The sequence below is a fragment of the Pseudorhizobium halotolerans genome, from assembly GCF_902153235.2.
Taxonomy (GTDB): Bacteria; Pseudomonadota; Alphaproteobacteria; order Rhizobiales; family Rhizobiaceae; genus Neorhizobium; species Neorhizobium flavum.
The window spans coordinates 1,274,458-1,287,947 of sequence record NZ_CABFWE030000005.1 but is presented as its reverse complement, the minus strand read 5'-3'; the positions used below and the strand labels follow the sequence as shown (position 1 = coordinate 1,287,947).

At 62.4% G+C, this 13,490-nt stretch carries 16 protein-coding genes; 5 read left to right on the top strand and 11 right to left on the bottom strand.

All coding sequences use genetic code 11. From position 1 onward, the window contains the following. Positions 1–44: 44 nt before the first annotated feature. Both FN060_RS11250 and FN060_RS11245 read left to right on the top strand, forming a co-directional pair. The gene (locus FN060_RS11250; RefSeq protein WP_142588107.1) at positions 45–290 is read left to right on the top strand and encodes a DUF982 domain-containing protein; all 246 of its coding nucleotides are present in this window, start codon (positions 45–47) and stop codon (positions 288–290) included. A 57-nt stretch (positions 291–347) separates the two neighbouring features. Next, positions 348–1,025, top strand: coding sequence for an SDR family oxidoreductase (locus FN060_RS11245; protein WP_142588106.1), 678 nt, complete (start codon positions 348–350; stop codon positions 1,023–1,025). An 11-nt stretch (positions 1,026–1,036) separates the two neighbouring features. Here the strand turns inward: FN060_RS11245 and FN060_RS11240 are convergent, their stop codons facing one another. After that, positions 1,037–1,426: a cupin domain-containing protein gene (locus FN060_RS11240; protein ID WP_142588105.1), complete on the bottom strand. Its 390-nt coding sequence runs from the start codon at positions 1,424–1,426 to the stop codon at positions 1,037–1,039. Between the two features lie 107 nt (positions 1,427–1,533). Further along, a complete protein-coding gene (locus FN060_RS11235; protein WP_142588104.1) occupies positions 1,534–2,640 on the bottom strand; it encodes a branched-chain amino acid ABC transporter substrate-binding protein in 1,107 nt (368 codons plus the stop codon). A 403-nt stretch (positions 2,641–3,043) separates the two neighbouring features. Here FN060_RS11235 and FN060_RS11230 point away from each other — a divergent pair, with 403 nt between their 5' ends. Next, the gene (locus FN060_RS11230; RefSeq protein ID WP_142588103.1) at positions 3,044–3,739 is read left to right on the top strand and encodes an AbiU2 domain-containing protein; all 696 of its coding nucleotides are present in this window, start codon (positions 3,044–3,046) and stop codon (positions 3,737–3,739) included. Positions 3,740–3,780: 41 nt separating this feature from the next. Here the strand turns inward: FN060_RS11230 and FN060_RS11225 are convergent, their stop codons facing one another. Further along, positions 3,781–4,689 carry a hydrogen peroxide-inducible genes activator gene (locus FN060_RS11225; RefSeq protein ID WP_142588102.1) on the bottom strand — a complete coding sequence of 303 codons (909 nt, stop codon included), beginning with the start codon at positions 4,687–4,689 and terminating at the stop codon, positions 3,781–3,783. 94 nt (positions 4,690–4,783) lie between these two features. On the opposite strand from FN060_RS11225, the gene FN060_RS11220 reads away from it, so the two are divergent. Together FN060_RS11220 and FN060_RS11215 are read left to right on the top strand one after the other, a co-directional pair. Next, positions 4,784–5,008: a YdcH family protein gene (locus FN060_RS11220; RefSeq protein WP_077546790.1), complete on the top strand. Its 225-nt coding sequence runs from the start codon at positions 4,784–4,786 to the stop codon at positions 5,006–5,008. Between the two features lie 204 nt (positions 5,009–5,212). Then, positions 5,213–6,205, top strand: coding sequence for a sodium-dependent bicarbonate transport family permease (locus FN060_RS11215; RefSeq protein ID WP_142588101.1), 993 nt, complete (start codon positions 5,213–5,215; stop codon positions 6,203–6,205). A 90-nt stretch (positions 6,206–6,295) separates the two neighbouring features. Here FN060_RS11215 and FN060_RS11210 read toward each other — a convergent pair whose 3' ends face one another. The 8 genes from FN060_RS11210 to FN060_RS11175 form a co-directional block, all read right to left on the bottom strand. Further along, complete coding sequence (locus FN060_RS11210) at positions 6,296–6,706, bottom strand: carboxymuconolactone decarboxylase family protein (RefSeq protein WP_142588100.1); 411 nt, start codon at positions 6,704–6,706, stop codon at positions 6,296–6,298. 11 nt (positions 6,707–6,717) lie between these two features. Next, positions 6,718–7,530 carry a cyclase family protein gene (locus tag FN060_RS11205; RefSeq protein ID WP_142588099.1) on the bottom strand — a complete coding sequence of 271 codons (813 nt, stop codon included), beginning with the start codon at positions 7,528–7,530 and terminating at the stop codon, positions 6,718–6,720. 205 nt (positions 7,531–7,735) lie between these two features. Next, positions 7,736–9,064: an omega-aminotransferase AptA gene (aptA, locus tag FN060_RS11200; RefSeq protein WP_142588098.1), complete on the bottom strand. Its 1,329-nt coding sequence runs from the start codon at positions 9,062–9,064 to the stop codon at positions 7,736–7,738. Between the two features lie 171 nt (positions 9,065–9,235). Continuing rightward, positions 9,236–9,556, bottom strand: coding sequence for an ArsR/SmtB family transcription factor (locus tag FN060_RS11195; RefSeq protein ID WP_077546785.1), 321 nt, complete (start codon positions 9,554–9,556; stop codon positions 9,236–9,238). Between the two features lie 94 nt (positions 9,557–9,650). After that, positions 9,651–10,421, bottom strand: coding sequence for a HugZ family pyridoxamine 5'-phosphate oxidase (locus tag FN060_RS11190; RefSeq protein ID WP_142588097.1), 771 nt, complete (start codon positions 10,419–10,421; stop codon positions 9,651–9,653). Then, positions 10,418–11,476: a choline ABC transporter ATP-binding protein gene (gene choV, locus FN060_RS11185; RefSeq protein ID WP_142588096.1), complete on the bottom strand. Its 1,059-nt coding sequence runs from the start codon at positions 11,474–11,476 to the stop codon at positions 10,418–10,420. The genes FN060_RS11190 and choV overlap by 4 nt, the downstream gene beginning before the upstream one ends. After that, the gene (gene choW / locus FN060_RS11180) at positions 11,473–12,333 is read right to left on the bottom strand and encodes a choline ABC transporter permease subunit (RefSeq protein WP_142588095.1); all 861 of its coding nucleotides are present in this window, start codon (positions 12,331–12,333) and stop codon (positions 11,473–11,475) included. The genes choV and choW overlap by 4 nt, the downstream gene beginning before the upstream one ends. A 75-nt stretch (positions 12,334–12,408) precedes the next feature. Beyond that, positions 12,409–13,356 (bottom strand): choline ABC transporter substrate-binding protein, encoded by a 948-nt coding sequence (locus FN060_RS11175; protein WP_142588094.1) that lies wholly within the window; start codon positions 13,354–13,356, stop codon positions 12,409–12,411. Positions 13,357–13,490 lie beyond the last annotated feature (134 nt).

The window sequence follows — 13,490 nt, the reverse complement described above, 5'->3', positions numbered from 1 at the left end:
AAAACCACTGGATGCGGCATGGCGGATCGACTAAGGATCTGCGGATGAGCAAGTCCTGGAAAAATCCCGTGCTGATCTCGATCGGCGAGCCGCGGGTGGAGACAGCCATCGATAGCGTGCAGGCGGCCTCCTGGGCCATGATCGAGGATTGGCCGCTGGACGAAGGGCCGGCACTCGACAGGGCCCTTCATGCCTGCACCTGCGTGATCGAAGGCAAGCGCAAGGCGGAGGATGCACGGGCGGCCTTCGTGGCCGCGGCGGAAGAGGCGGGAATCCTGATCCGGGCGTAGACGGCGGCGGCACACGCGACGCTCGACATCAGGTCGGCGGTTCCTATGTCACGCCAGATGAAAAGAGCGATCGTGACAGGTGGTGCCGGGCTGATCGGCACAGGTTTATGCGCAACACTCCGGAAAGCCGGCTTTGAGGTGGCATCCTTCGACCTGGAGCAGGGGCCGGAGGGAACGCGCCAGATCCACTGCGATGTCGGTGACGAGACGTCAGTCGCCGGTGCCTTCGAGGAACTCGGCTGGGACAGTCTCGACCTGCTGGTCAACAATTCGGGGATCTCCGGGCCGGGCAACGGGCCGATCTCGGACTTGTCGCTGGAGGACTGGCGAAAGGTGATCGACAGCCACCTGACCGGCGCCTTCCTGATGACGCGCTCGGCCGTGCCACTGATGGGCGAGGGTGCATCGATCGTAAACATGGCATCCACCCGCGCCTTCATGTCGGAACCGCAGACGGAAGCCTACGCGGTGTCGAAGGGCGGACTGGTGGCGCTGACCCATGCACTCGCCGTCAGCCTCGGGCCGAAGATCCGCGTCAACGCGATCGCGCCGGGCTGGATTTCAGATGACGACGAACTGCGGCCGGTTGACCACGAGCAGCATCCCGCCGGGCGTGTCGGACGGCCGCAGGATGTGGCGGATGCGGTGCTCTATCTCGCTTCCGCTGGTTTCATGACTGGCCAGGTGCTGGTTCTCGACGGCGGCATGACGCGGAAGATGATCTACGCGGAGTAAAGCCTGAGAGGTCAATCAAGGTCCGTCTGAATCCAGCGCGGCGAATGGTGGATGTCGATTGTCTGCAGCCGACCCTGCCCGATATTCTCGAAGCGGTGCGGAACGCCGGCGGGCCCGAGGACGGCTTCTCCCGCGCCGGCCTCGATGACCTCGTCACCGACGAAGAACCTTGCCCTGCCTTCGACGACGACAAAGGTCTCGTCGTAGGGATGGATATGCAGCCGCGGACCTTCCCCCGGTGTGTCGTTTCCATAGGCGAGAACGGTTACCTCTCCACCGATCACCTCTCCGGCGAGAAAGCCGCGCCAGGGACCATCCGCCCCGGCGTCGAAGACGGCGCCCTTTGCCGCGACGCGTCCGTCCGGCTTCACGGTCTCAGGATCAAAATCTCTTCGCGCCATCGAAACTCTCCCCCGCTGTGACGGTAGCAAGATGGCAGCGACCAGCCCGCCCGCCAACAAAAAAGCGGCCGTCTCCGGCCGCTTTTCGTTGTGCAGATGGCTTGTCGTTACTCGACGGCGACGATCTTGCCGTCTTCCCACTTGAAGAGCGAGAAGCTCTGCGAGGTGAGGTCGCCGGTTTCGCCATAGGTGACTTCGCCGATGGCCGTCTTGATCGGCTGTCCGTCCTTGAGTGCTGCCGCAACCGCCTCGGTGTCCTCGGCGCTGCCCGCTTTCTCGATGCCAGCCTTGATGACCTCGACAGCCGCATAGGCATTCAGCGTGAAGGCCTCGGCCGGGATGTTCTTGGCGCCAAGAGCATCGGCAGCGGCCTTGGAATTGGGGTTCTTCGTCGCGTCTGTAGCGTTGGTGAAAACGGTGCCCGCGGCCTCCTCGGTCGCAATGTTCCAGTACTCGCTGTTCGACAGGCCATCGCCGCCGATGATCACCGCGTCAACGCCGGCATCTGCCAACTGGCGCGCGAGCAGACCGGCTTCCGGGTGGTAGCCACCGAAATAGATGAGCTCGACTCCATCCGACTTCATGCGGGTGGTCAGTGCGCTGAAATCCTTGTCGCCTGGGGTGAGGGCATCGTTGAAGACTTCGGTCACGCCGCCGGCATTGAGGGTCGCCTTGAAGGAGTCGGCGAGGCCCTTGCCGTACTGACCCTTGTCGTTGATGATGGCGATCTTCTTGTCCTTGTGGTTTTCCAGAACATAGTTCGCCGCCACTTCAGCCTGCTGATCGTCGCGACCGCAGGTGCGCAGCACGTTGGTGAGGCCGCGGGCGGTCAGGTCCGGTGCGGTCGCGGTGGGCGTGACCATGAGAATGCCGTTTTCGGCCAGGACGTCAGATGCCGGGATGGCGACACCCGAGGTGACGGGGCCGACCACGAAGCGCACGCCTTCGCCAACAAGCTGGTTGGCTGCGGAGACGCCCTGCTTCGGCTCGCCGGCGTCGTCGGCGATCTTTAGCGTGACCTGCTCGCCGTTGATGCCGCCGGCCTTGTTGATCTCTTCGACGGCTACTTCGGCGCCGTTCTTGACCTGCTCGCCATAGGCGGCGACTGGGCCGGTCAGCGGTGCGATGAGCCCGATGACGATTTCGGCATGGGCGAGGGGGGCGAAAGCCAGCGAGGCGAGCATGGTCGCGCCGGCAAGTATTTTCCGGTTCATCTTGGTTCTCCTTCTAGGGTCGAAGACCCGTCAATCCGCACCTCGTCCGCAGCGCGTCGACCGGGAGAGGTCGTGCCAAGACGCGCGGCCGGTGCAGGCTTCAATCCGGCGCGCCATGTTTGGCTGCGGCGCGGACCTCACAAAGTCGTAGAGCGTCCCCGGAGGCTTCGCAAGGATATTGCCGAAAATGTAGTCGCAGACCTCAAGAGGATGCCGAAGATTTGAGCGAGGATGCGAATTCTGTCGCCACTGAGCGGTAGTGGAGTTGGCCAAATGGATCGTTTTGGCGCGGATCTGGGGACATGTTGGGATAAGAATTGGTTTGCCCCGCCCCGCCCGTCTTCTTATTCCTGCCGAGCTACGCTAATCTCTGGGGTGCTTATCGCACATACTGGATTGAACGATGGCTCATAATTCTCCCGAACAAGTGCGTGAAAAATACGTCGCGAAACTCGGGGATGAACTCGGTGTCATTTACCATCATCTCTTGAACGAGTGGTGTAGCGTCTGGCTCGTCTGGAAACAGTTCGAAAATCTGTTTGGTCATGGGCAGGAGCGTATCACGTTGTTGAATAAGGCCGGCGGGAGCTTCTTCTACTTGGTAGATCAACTTTTCTTTGAAGCGACAATTCTTGCAATTTGCCGTCTATCCGATCCGCCAAGATCCGCTGGTAAGCGAAATCTGACGGTATTTAGCCTGCTAAACTTCATGGATACAAATCAGCGTCGAGCGGAACTGCAATTGCGCCTCCGGGCAGCCCAAGAAGCTACAATGTTTGCGAGAGACTGGCGCAACCGCCGCATCAGTCATAATGACCACGCATTGCTTACCAATACTTCCGCTGAGCCGCTCAAAGAGGCCACTCGAATTAAAGTTAGTTCCGCTATCAAATCTCTACACGAGGTGCTGCGTTACATAAGTATTGAGCTAATGCAGACTGATTTACATGATGAGGTGATAGATCAATTGAATAACGAAATGGTGTTGCTGGACCTACTGTATTTGGGCCAGTTAGCGCATGAGAAGGAGCTTCTTGACCTCAGGTTGGATCAGGACACTCGACTCGAACGACCACTGTGGCTAAGAAACAAGAACTAAGCGACCCGTTTTAAGGTCGATAACAAGAACGTTCTATTTCGTTATTCAAACAGTCCCTCGGCTGTTGCTTCTCCGAGAGCGGCAAGACGCCGGTAGTGCTCGCTCCGCACGCTGCCCCGGCGCCAGAAGAAGCCGATGGTACGGGAGCCGGGCCAGCCATCGACAGAAAGCAGATGCACGTTCTGCTCGCCCTGAAATTCGGACCGGACATAGAGTTCCGGAAAGAGCGAGAGGCCCATGTCGATCGACACCATCTGCCGCAGCGCGTCGAGGCTGGTGCCTTCGTAGTCCTCGACCAGATGAGCGCCGGAGGCGCGGGCGAGGTCGCGGACGGTATCCAGGAGGCGATGGCCGCGGCCGAGGGTGAGGAGCGGCTCATGAGCCAGCGAGGCAAGGTCTACCGTTTCCCGGCCGCCCAGCCGGTGTCCGCGTGGAACGCCGAGAAAGATACGCTCTTCAAAGATCTCCGCGAACTCGAACATGTCTTCGTCGGGCACAGGCCCCAGTCCGCAATCGATGCTGCCGTTCAGGACCTGTTCCTCCAGCAAGAGCGGGCGCTCCTCCCGGATGTGGAGCTTGAGCTGGGGGTATTCCTGGCGAAGCCGCGGCAACAGGTGGGGCAGGAAATAGGGTCCAAAGGTTGGAACGGCGCCGAGCCGGATCAGCCCGCCCAGCGAATCCCGATTGGCGGAAGCCATGGCCACCATGCCGTCCAGCGTGTTGAGCACCGTACGGGCGGAGGCGATGATGTCGGCGCCTGCGGGGGTCGGCGCGATCAGGCCCCGCGTCCGATCAATGAGGGCGCAGCCCAGCCGCTGTTCGAGGAGAGCGATCTGCACCGACAGCGTCGGCTGCGAGACGTGACAGCGCTTTGCGGCCTCGCCGAAGTGGCCGGTCTCGCCTAGCGTCACGAGATATTCAAGCTGACGGATCGTCGGGCGATAAGGCATGATGATAGATATAGACTATCGATTCCATATCATCAATCAATTTGATTAATGATGGCCTACCGGGCATCCTGACCGCGTAAGAAAGGAGATCGACATGAACCGACTGTTGAGAGCGCTCAAAGCCAGGCACGCGATCATGGAGACGCGCGTGATGGAGGAACAACGCAGGCCGAAGCCTGATCCCATCCGGTTGAAGTCGCTGAAGACGATCAAGCTTCAGCTCCGCGACCAGATCGCCTCGCTCGAACGACTGATCGGAGAAACCACGGCACCGGTGACGAACCGTCTGCGACCGAAGCGCCGCACCCTCACGTCCTGACTGCGTCCCGCCGTGACCGACCGCCAGCCGGTATCCGCCCCGGCTGGCGGTCTTTCGGCGCGGTGAGCGAATGCAGACTTCTTCTCGACGGATCCGGCGACAGCTGCCGGTTTTCCGCACCCACTTCGAACAATATCCAGCCGGCTGCGCCTGACGGATGATTCCGGCGGGCGATGCAGCGCGGCCTTTCGCGCGAGCTCACCCATGGATCTCTACCTCGATCTGGCCGCCCAGAACCTTCTCTCGGCGCCCGTCCTCTTCTTCGCACTCGGCTTCTTTGCCACACTCGCCGGGGGACATCTCGCGCTGCCTGGAGGGGTGGGCAAGATGATGGCGCTCTACCTGATGCTGGCCATCGGCTTCAAGGGCGGAGCCTCCGTCGGCGCCCACGGCCTCAGCCCGCAAATCCTTGCAGCACTTGGTATAGGTATCCTCCTGTCGGCGAGCATGCCGCTGCTGGGCCACGTCATGCTCGGCGCGATGACCAGGCTGGGGCCGCGGGACCGGGCCGCGATCGCCGCCCATTACGGCTCGATCTCGATCGTCACCTTCGTGGCCGGCAGCGACGCGCTGACGCGGCTCGGGATAGGCTTCGACGGCGGAATGGTGGCGGTGGCCGCGGCCATGGAAGCGCCGGCGATCCTGACGGCGCTGTGGCTCATCCTGCGCCATCCGATGCCGGGAGCCGATCCCGAGATGGCGCAGAGCCGGCAGAAGGCGGCTCTGCGGGATGTCATACTCAACGTCACCATCGTCATCCTGATCGGCGCCTTCGCCATCGGCGCGGTGACCGGGGAGAAGGGGCTGGGCGAGCTTTCCGGCTTCGTCATCGACCCGTTCCGCGGCGTGCTCTGCCTCTTCCTCCTGGACCTCGGTGCCGTGGCGGGAAGCGGCATCCGCAAGGAGTGGCGGCTCCTGTCCCCGGGTCTCCTAGGTTTTGCGCTGGCCATGCCGCTGATCGGCGCTTCGCTCGCGCTGGTGCCGGCATTGGCTGCCGGACTATCGGTAGGAAACACGGCGCTTCTCGTCACGCTCGCAGCCAGCGCGTCCTATATCGCCGTACCCGCCGCGATGCGGATCGCGGCACCTGATGCACGGCCGGAGATCTATCTCAGCCTGTCGCTGGGGCTGACATTCCCGTTCAACCTCGTTGCTGGCCTGCCGATCTACGTCCAGCTGGCAAGCCTCGGCGCCTGAGAACGAAGCGGAGCGGGCGGCCCAGCGGCCGCTCTTTCAGGATTCAGGATGCTTTGTTCAGATGTTGCTCTTCCGGATGCCGGTGTCTCGTCAGCCCTTCGTCTGCTCTGGGTCGAAACGCGCATCGACCGGTACGCCGAGCGCCGTCGCCAGGGCATTTGTCTGGCTCGCCATGGCGACGACCGCCAGCAGCTCTGCATGCATGTCCGGCGTCATGCCCTTGGCCCTTGCGGATGCGGTGTGCGAATGGACGCAGTAGCCGCAGCCATTGGCGGTGGAGACGGCGACATAGATGAGTTCCTTTACCAGCGGATCAAGCGCTCCGGGCGCCATGACGGACTGGATATTGTTCCACACCGACTTGAGCTGAACAGGGTCGTGGGCAAGCGCCCGCCAGAAATTGTTGACATAGTCGGTGCCGCGCACCTGGCGGATCTCGTTGAAGACGGCGAGCGCTTCGACGCTCGCCTCCTCGTCATTCACCAGTGGAACGACGGCCATCGGATCTTCCTCTAGACCAGCGCCAGGACGCGAGCCGGGCCGCCGGTGCCGCCACGATGCTTCGGTGCGCCCACCACGATCGTTGCCCCTTTGACCGGTAGTTCCTCGAGGTTGGCCAGCGCCTCGATGCCGTAGCGGCCGGCGGGCAGCCATGTGTTGTGCACGGCGAAGTCTGCCGAATTGCCGGGGTCGAGCGATAGCGTATCGACGCCGATGGCGACGACGTCGAGCGTCAGCAACAGGTCGGTCGCCGACTTGCCAAAGCCGGGGAAGGCAAAATTGCCCTCGGCATCGTTGCGGAAGGACGCCTCCTTGACCTTCCCCGCCCAACCCGAGCGCAGGGCGACGATAGCCCCTGCCGGGATGTCGCCATTGGCACTGATCCAGGCTTCGATATCGGCGGCCTCGACCGCGGAGTTGGCCTCTTCCTTTGCCCGATCCGTAATGTCGACGATGACAAGCGGCGCCACGAGTTTTTCCGGCTCGATCTGGTCGACGCTGGTGCCGTCGGCGCTGAAATGGAACGGAGCGTCGATATGCGTGCCGGTGTGTTCGAAGATGGTCAGCTTGTGTAGCTGGTAGCCGTTCTGGGCGAATTCAACGGCCCATTCATACTCGATTCCCGGGTTGCCGTCGAAGGTCGGGAACGTCGAATCATAGGCATGGGTGAGGTCGATGACCTTGCTGGTGGGCTGGGCGAGGACCTCGCGCGGCGTAGTCGTCGCGACCATGGCGGCAGCCCCGGCGAAGGCTGCTCCCTTGAACAGCGACCGGCGCGACAGCATGTTCCGCTTCACGTTTTCGATGACGCAGTGATTGCACATTGGACTTCCCCTCTTAATTAGGCTTTGCGCCGCCTGAGAGTAATCCAGAACCGCCGGGGAGCAAGGCCGTCTCGACGAAGGCGTGCCCAGAGGGAGGAAGAGATTCCTCAGGTGGGGACCAAAATTGAAAAGAGGCCCCGGAGGGCCTCTCGATGGTGCAGATCTTGGGCCGGCATCCGAACTGGCGGACGCCGGGCGAGACGGTTCAGATGTTTGACTTCAGGATCTCGCGCAGCTTGCCGAAGATCTCGTCGATATGGTGCTTCTCGGCGATCAGCGGCGGAGACATGGCGATGATGTCGCCGGTGGTGCGGATCAAGAGGCCGTTCTCGTAGGCCTTGAGGAAGGCGGAGAAGGCGCGCTTGGTGGGCTCGCCGGCGATCGGATCGAGTTCGATCGCGCCGATCATGCCGATGTTGCGGATGTCGATGACGTTCGGCAGGTCCTTCAGCGAATGCAGGCCATCCTCCCAGTAAGGCGCCGTGTCGCGCGCCCGGTCGAAGAGGCCTTCCTCCTTGTAGGTTTCCAGCGTTGCGAGGCCGGCGGCGGCGGCGATCGGATTGCCCGAATAGGTGTAGCCGTGGAAGAACTCGATCATGTGCTCCGGGCCACTCATGAAGGCGTCGTGGATCTCGGAGCTGACGAGAACGGCACCCATCGGGATGACCCCGTTGGTAAGGCCCTTGGCGGTCGTCATGATATCGGGCGTGACGCCGTAGTATTGCGCGGCAAACGGCGTTCCCATGCGGCCGAAACCGGTGATGACTTCGTCGAAGATCAGTAGGATGCCGTGCTTCGTGCAGATATCGCGGAGCTTCTGCAGGTAGCCCTTCGGCGGGATGAGCACGCCGGTCGATCCGGCCACCGGCTCGACGATGACAGCGGCGATGGTCGAGGCGTCATGGAGGGTCACGATCCGCTCCAGCTCGGAAGCAATGTCGCCGCCGTGCTCGGGTTCGCCGCGGGTGAAGGCGTTCTTGCCCGGAACGTGAGTATGCGGCATGTGGTCGACGCCCGTCAGCAACGTGCCGAACATCTTGCGGTTGGCGACAATGCCGCCGACGGAGATGCCGCCGAAGTTGACGCCGTGATAGCCACGCTCGCGGCCGATCAGGCGGAAGCGCGAACCGTTGCCCTTCACGCGATGATAGGCGAGGGCGACTTTGAGGGCGGTGTCGACCGACTCGGAGCCGGAATTGGTGTAGAGAACGTGGTTCAAGCCTTCCGGTGCGATGTCGACCAGGCGGTTGGCCAACTCGAAGGCCTTCGGATGGCCGAGCTGGAAGGCTGGAGCATAGTCCAGTTCGCCGGCCTGTTCGCGAATCGCCTCGGTGATCTTCGGTCGGCAGTGGCCGGCATTGACGCACCAGAGGCCGGCCGTCGCATCGAGAACCTGGCGCCCGTCATGCGTCGTATAGTGCATATCCTTTGCACCGACGAAGAGGCGCGGCTCCTTCTTGAACTGGCGGTTTGCCGTGAACGGCATCCAGAACGCGCGAAGATCGTTCGGCGTGGTGTTGAGGCGGTTGGACATGACATGCTCCCCGTCCGGCAGAGGCCGGCTTTTTTGACTACATGGTCAAATTATCAGGGGGCGTTGCGCCGTCAAGCGTGACGACGCGCGCATCAGAGAGTTGAGTCAAGCAAGATCGAGGCACAGGCGGCGCTTCAGAATGCCTTCTGTGCCGTTATGTCAGCGCTATCATCAGGCCGCTGCGAATTTCGCCTGAAGCGGCTTGCAGTAGATGTCCTCCAATGATTCGAGGATCTTCAGTACGGCCGGCGAAGAGCAGGAATAATAGATCGTCTGGGCATCGCGCCGCGTCTTGACCAGCTTCTGTGCCCGCAGCTTCGACAGATGTTGAGAGAGAGCTGATTGGCTCAGTCCGACCCGAACCGCAAGCGCACCTACCGCGACTTCTCCCTTGACGAGGCAGCAAAGGATCATCAGGCGCTTCGGGTTTGCCATGGCAGAAAGCAAACCGGCGGCGGCGAGCGAATGCTCGGAAAGTGGCAGCGTGTCCATAAGTCTTTATTTCCCCTCGAAGCGGGAACGCTTCAATAATGCCCTTGAACTGGAAAGCCAAAGATTAACAATTGTGAACGAGCCTTGTATATCCCTAAATTTCGGGTCGAGAAGCCCCTTGCGTGGCCGAATCGGCGATTTTTGAAATCGTTGTAAACGCGGCTTCCGGCGACAAAACCGGCCCATCAAACTCGTATCGGACCTGAACATCGCCCGAGACGAGATCGAAACCGGCCGGATCGGTCCCGGCGAAGCGCCATTTCGCAGATTTCGGCGCCGAGATCACCCTTGCCAGTGTCGCTGCAAGTTCTTGCATCTCACGCAATTTTGCCTGCAGCACCTGCCATGCGGTCACGTCGACTGGAACTGGCGTGACGAGATCGTTACCGGGCAGAGCGTAGGCGCGACCGAAGCCGCCGTTCAGCGAGGCGGATTGCGGTTCGAGGCGGAAGAACCGGAAGTCGGGGAAGTCGATGTAGAGGGACGCCTTGGGGTGGCGGTCGAGAAAGCGTTGCCGGAGGCGGTCGTGAACCTGGTCGCCGCGAGGAACAGAGGCGGCGCGGCATTGCAGCGTGATGCGCGGATGCGCCAGGGGATCGCCCTTGCCGGGCTCTCCTGCAAGGAGCGAACAGCGGGGATCCGCCAGCAGGGCCTTCGTGTGGGTCGAGAGCGCGGAGGCGAGGATGACCGGGGTGCCGTCGAGATCGGTTGCCGTTAGCGCGCGGCTGGCGGACGGGAAGCCGGTTTCGGGATCGATGACCGCGAGAGCCATGTGTCGTGCGCCGCGAACCAGCATGCGGGCGAGGCGCCGCGCCTCCTCGTCGGTCTCACGCAGGACTGCCGGCTTATCGGTCTTGTCGGTCATGTCGCGTCATTCCTGTGCCGGTGCCGTGTCAGGCCATAGATGACGTCGTCGGCGCAGATCGTACCGATCACCGTACCCTTCTCGACCACGCCGATCACGCCCGGCTGGCGTGCCAGCGCGTCGAGAATATCGACCAGGGGGGTCTCCCGGGGGGCGGTGGCGGTCACGCCGTTGCCCGAATGGGTTTCGGCAACGCCCGGCCGCATGACATCCCCGGCCGTCAGCATGGCGATCGGGTTCATGTTCTGGACGAAATCCGCCACATACTGGTTGGCAGGGGCGCGGACGATCTCCTGCGGGGTGCCGCACTGGATGATGCGGCCGCCATCCATGATGGCGATGCGGTTGCCGATGCGGAAGGCCTCGTCTAGGTCGTGGCTGACGAAGAGGATCGTCTTCTTCAGCCGCCGCTGGAACTCGAGGAGTTCGTCCTGCAGGCGGGTACGGATCAGGGGGTCAAGGGCCGAGAATGGCTCGTCCATCAAAAGGATCGGTGCGCCGGTGGCAAAGGCGCGGGCGAGACCGACACGCTGCTGCATGCCCCCGGAAAGCTCGCCCACCCTGCGGTCCGCCCATTGATCGAGGTTGACCAGTTCGAGCTGCTCGGCGACGCGCTTGCGGCGCTCCGCTTCCGGGACGCCCGCGAGTTCCAGTCCGAAGCCGACATTCTCCTCGACGGTGCGCCAGGGCAGGAGGCCGAACTGCTGGAACACCATGGAGACGGTATGGGTCCGCAGCCTTCGCAGGGTTTTGGCGTGCGCCTTGTAGGGATCGATCGGTCCTTCGGGCGTCGTCACCTCCACCTCGCCGCGCGCCACGGGAGCCAGCCCGTTGACGGCGCGCAGGAGGGTGGACTTGCCCGAGCCGGAGAGGCCCATGAGGACGAGGATCTCGCCCTCCTTCACCGACAGCGACGCATCCGCCACGCCAACGACGATCCCCGTCCTTTCGCTGATCTCGTCGCGGCTCATGCCCTGGTCGATCAGTTCGAGGATGCCTTGCGGCTTTTCGCCGAAGACGATGTCGATGTTCCTGAAGACGACTGCGTCGGTCACGTGGCGTCTCCGGAGGCGGGGCGGAACATGCGGTCGAGGATGATCGCCAGGATGACGATGCATAGGCCGGCTTCGAAGCCGCGGGCGATGTTCACCGTGTTGAGAGCGCGCACGACGGGGACGCCCAGACCGTTGGCCCCGACGAGGGCAGCGATCACCACCATGGAAAGCGATAGCATGATGGTTTGCGTCAGGCCGGCCATGATCTGCGGCATGGCGTAGGGCAATTCCACCTTGCGGAGCACCTGGCCCGGCGTTGCACCGAAGGCGATGGCGGCCTCGGTGAGCGCTTCAGGGGTCGAGACGATGCCGAGCCGGGTGAGGCGGATGGGCGCTGGGATGGCGAAGATCACCGTCGCGATGAGGCCTGGCACCATGCCGAGCCCGAAGAGGATGAGTGCGGGGATCAGGTAGACGAAGGTCGGGATGGTCTGCATCAGGTCGAGGACCGGGCGCATGACCTGGTAGATCCACTCACGGCGGGCGGCGATGATGCCGAGCGGCACGCCGACAAGCATGCTCACCGTGGTTGCGGCCACAACGAGCGCAAGCGTCTCGGTTGTTTCCTTCCAGTAGCCCTGGTTGATGATGAGAAGCAGGCCGAGAACAGTGAAGAGCGCAATGCCGATCGAGCGGCGAAACCACCAGGACAGCGCTGTCATGGCCGCGACGATCACCAGCGGATGGGGGGCCTGGAGCACGTAGAGCAGCGCATCGATGATGGTGGCAAGCACGTTCGACAGCCAGTCGAAGAACCAGGCGCCGTTGTCGGTCAGCCAGTCGACGAACTGTTTAGCCCACGTGCCGAGACGTAACTGGCCGTCGTCATCCACGAGCCATTCGGGAAGCCAAGTCACGCGATGCTTGCCTCTTCCGTAAGTGTTGCGCGAGAAATGGAGAACGGGCCGCCGTTAGCGACCCGCGGACGAACGTCAGAGGCCGAGTTCGGCCTTTACCGCAGCCACGGCGTCGCCGCCGTCCTTGGTGGTCACGCCGGTGAGCCAGGGAGTGACGGCGTCGGGATTGGCCTTCAGCCAATCCTTGGCGGCATCTTCGGCGTCCTCCCCGTCATCGAGGATGGCGCTCATGATCTCGTTTTCCATTGCCAGGGTGAACTTCAGGTTCTTCACGAAGGCACCGACATTGGGGCATTCCTCGGCATAACCGGCGCGAAGGTTGGTGAAGATCTCCGCACCGCCGAGGTCCGGGCCGAAGATGTCGTCGCCACCCTTGAGATAGGTGAGATCGAAGTTGGCGTTCATCGGATGCGGTTCCCAGCCCAGAAAGACCACCGGCTCTCCCGCCTTGTCCGCCCGCGCCACCTGCGCCAGCATTCCCTGCTCGGAGGATTCGACGACGTCAAAATCCTTGAGGCCGAAAGTGTCGTTCTCGACCATGCCGAGGATCAGGCGATTGCCGTCATTGCCGGGTTCGATGGCATAGATCTTGCCGCCCAGCTCATCGCTGTGTGCCGCGATGTCCTTGAAATCCTTGATGCCGAGTTCGGCGCCCTTAGCGTTGGTCGCAAGGGTGTATTTTGCGCCCGTCAGGTTGGGGCCGTAGGATTCAACGGACTTGTCTGCGCGATAGGGAGCGATATCGGCCTCCATGGTCGGCATCCAGTTGCCGAGGAAGACGTCGATGTCCTTGTTCTTGAGCGAACTGTAGGTGACCGGAACCGAGAGAACCTTGATGTCGGTTTCATAGCCGAGTGCTTCAAGGATGACCGAGGCCGTGGCCGTGGTGGCCGTGATGTCGGTCCATCCGACGTCGGAGAAACGGACCGTCCCGCAGGATTCGGGCTCCGCTGCATGGCCTACCTGGGTCAGGACCAGCAGCGATACGGCTCCGGCAAGCAGGATCTTCATCGGATGGTTCATGGTTGGCGCTCCCTGTCTTTGTTCCCGGCCATTTATAAGTATATGGGAAGTCGAGGCAAGCTGGCCCGCCGGGATCGTCCTCTCCGGAGCAAGCAGATACTGCTCGTCGCGCCCTCCCTCCCTACGGTTTTCTG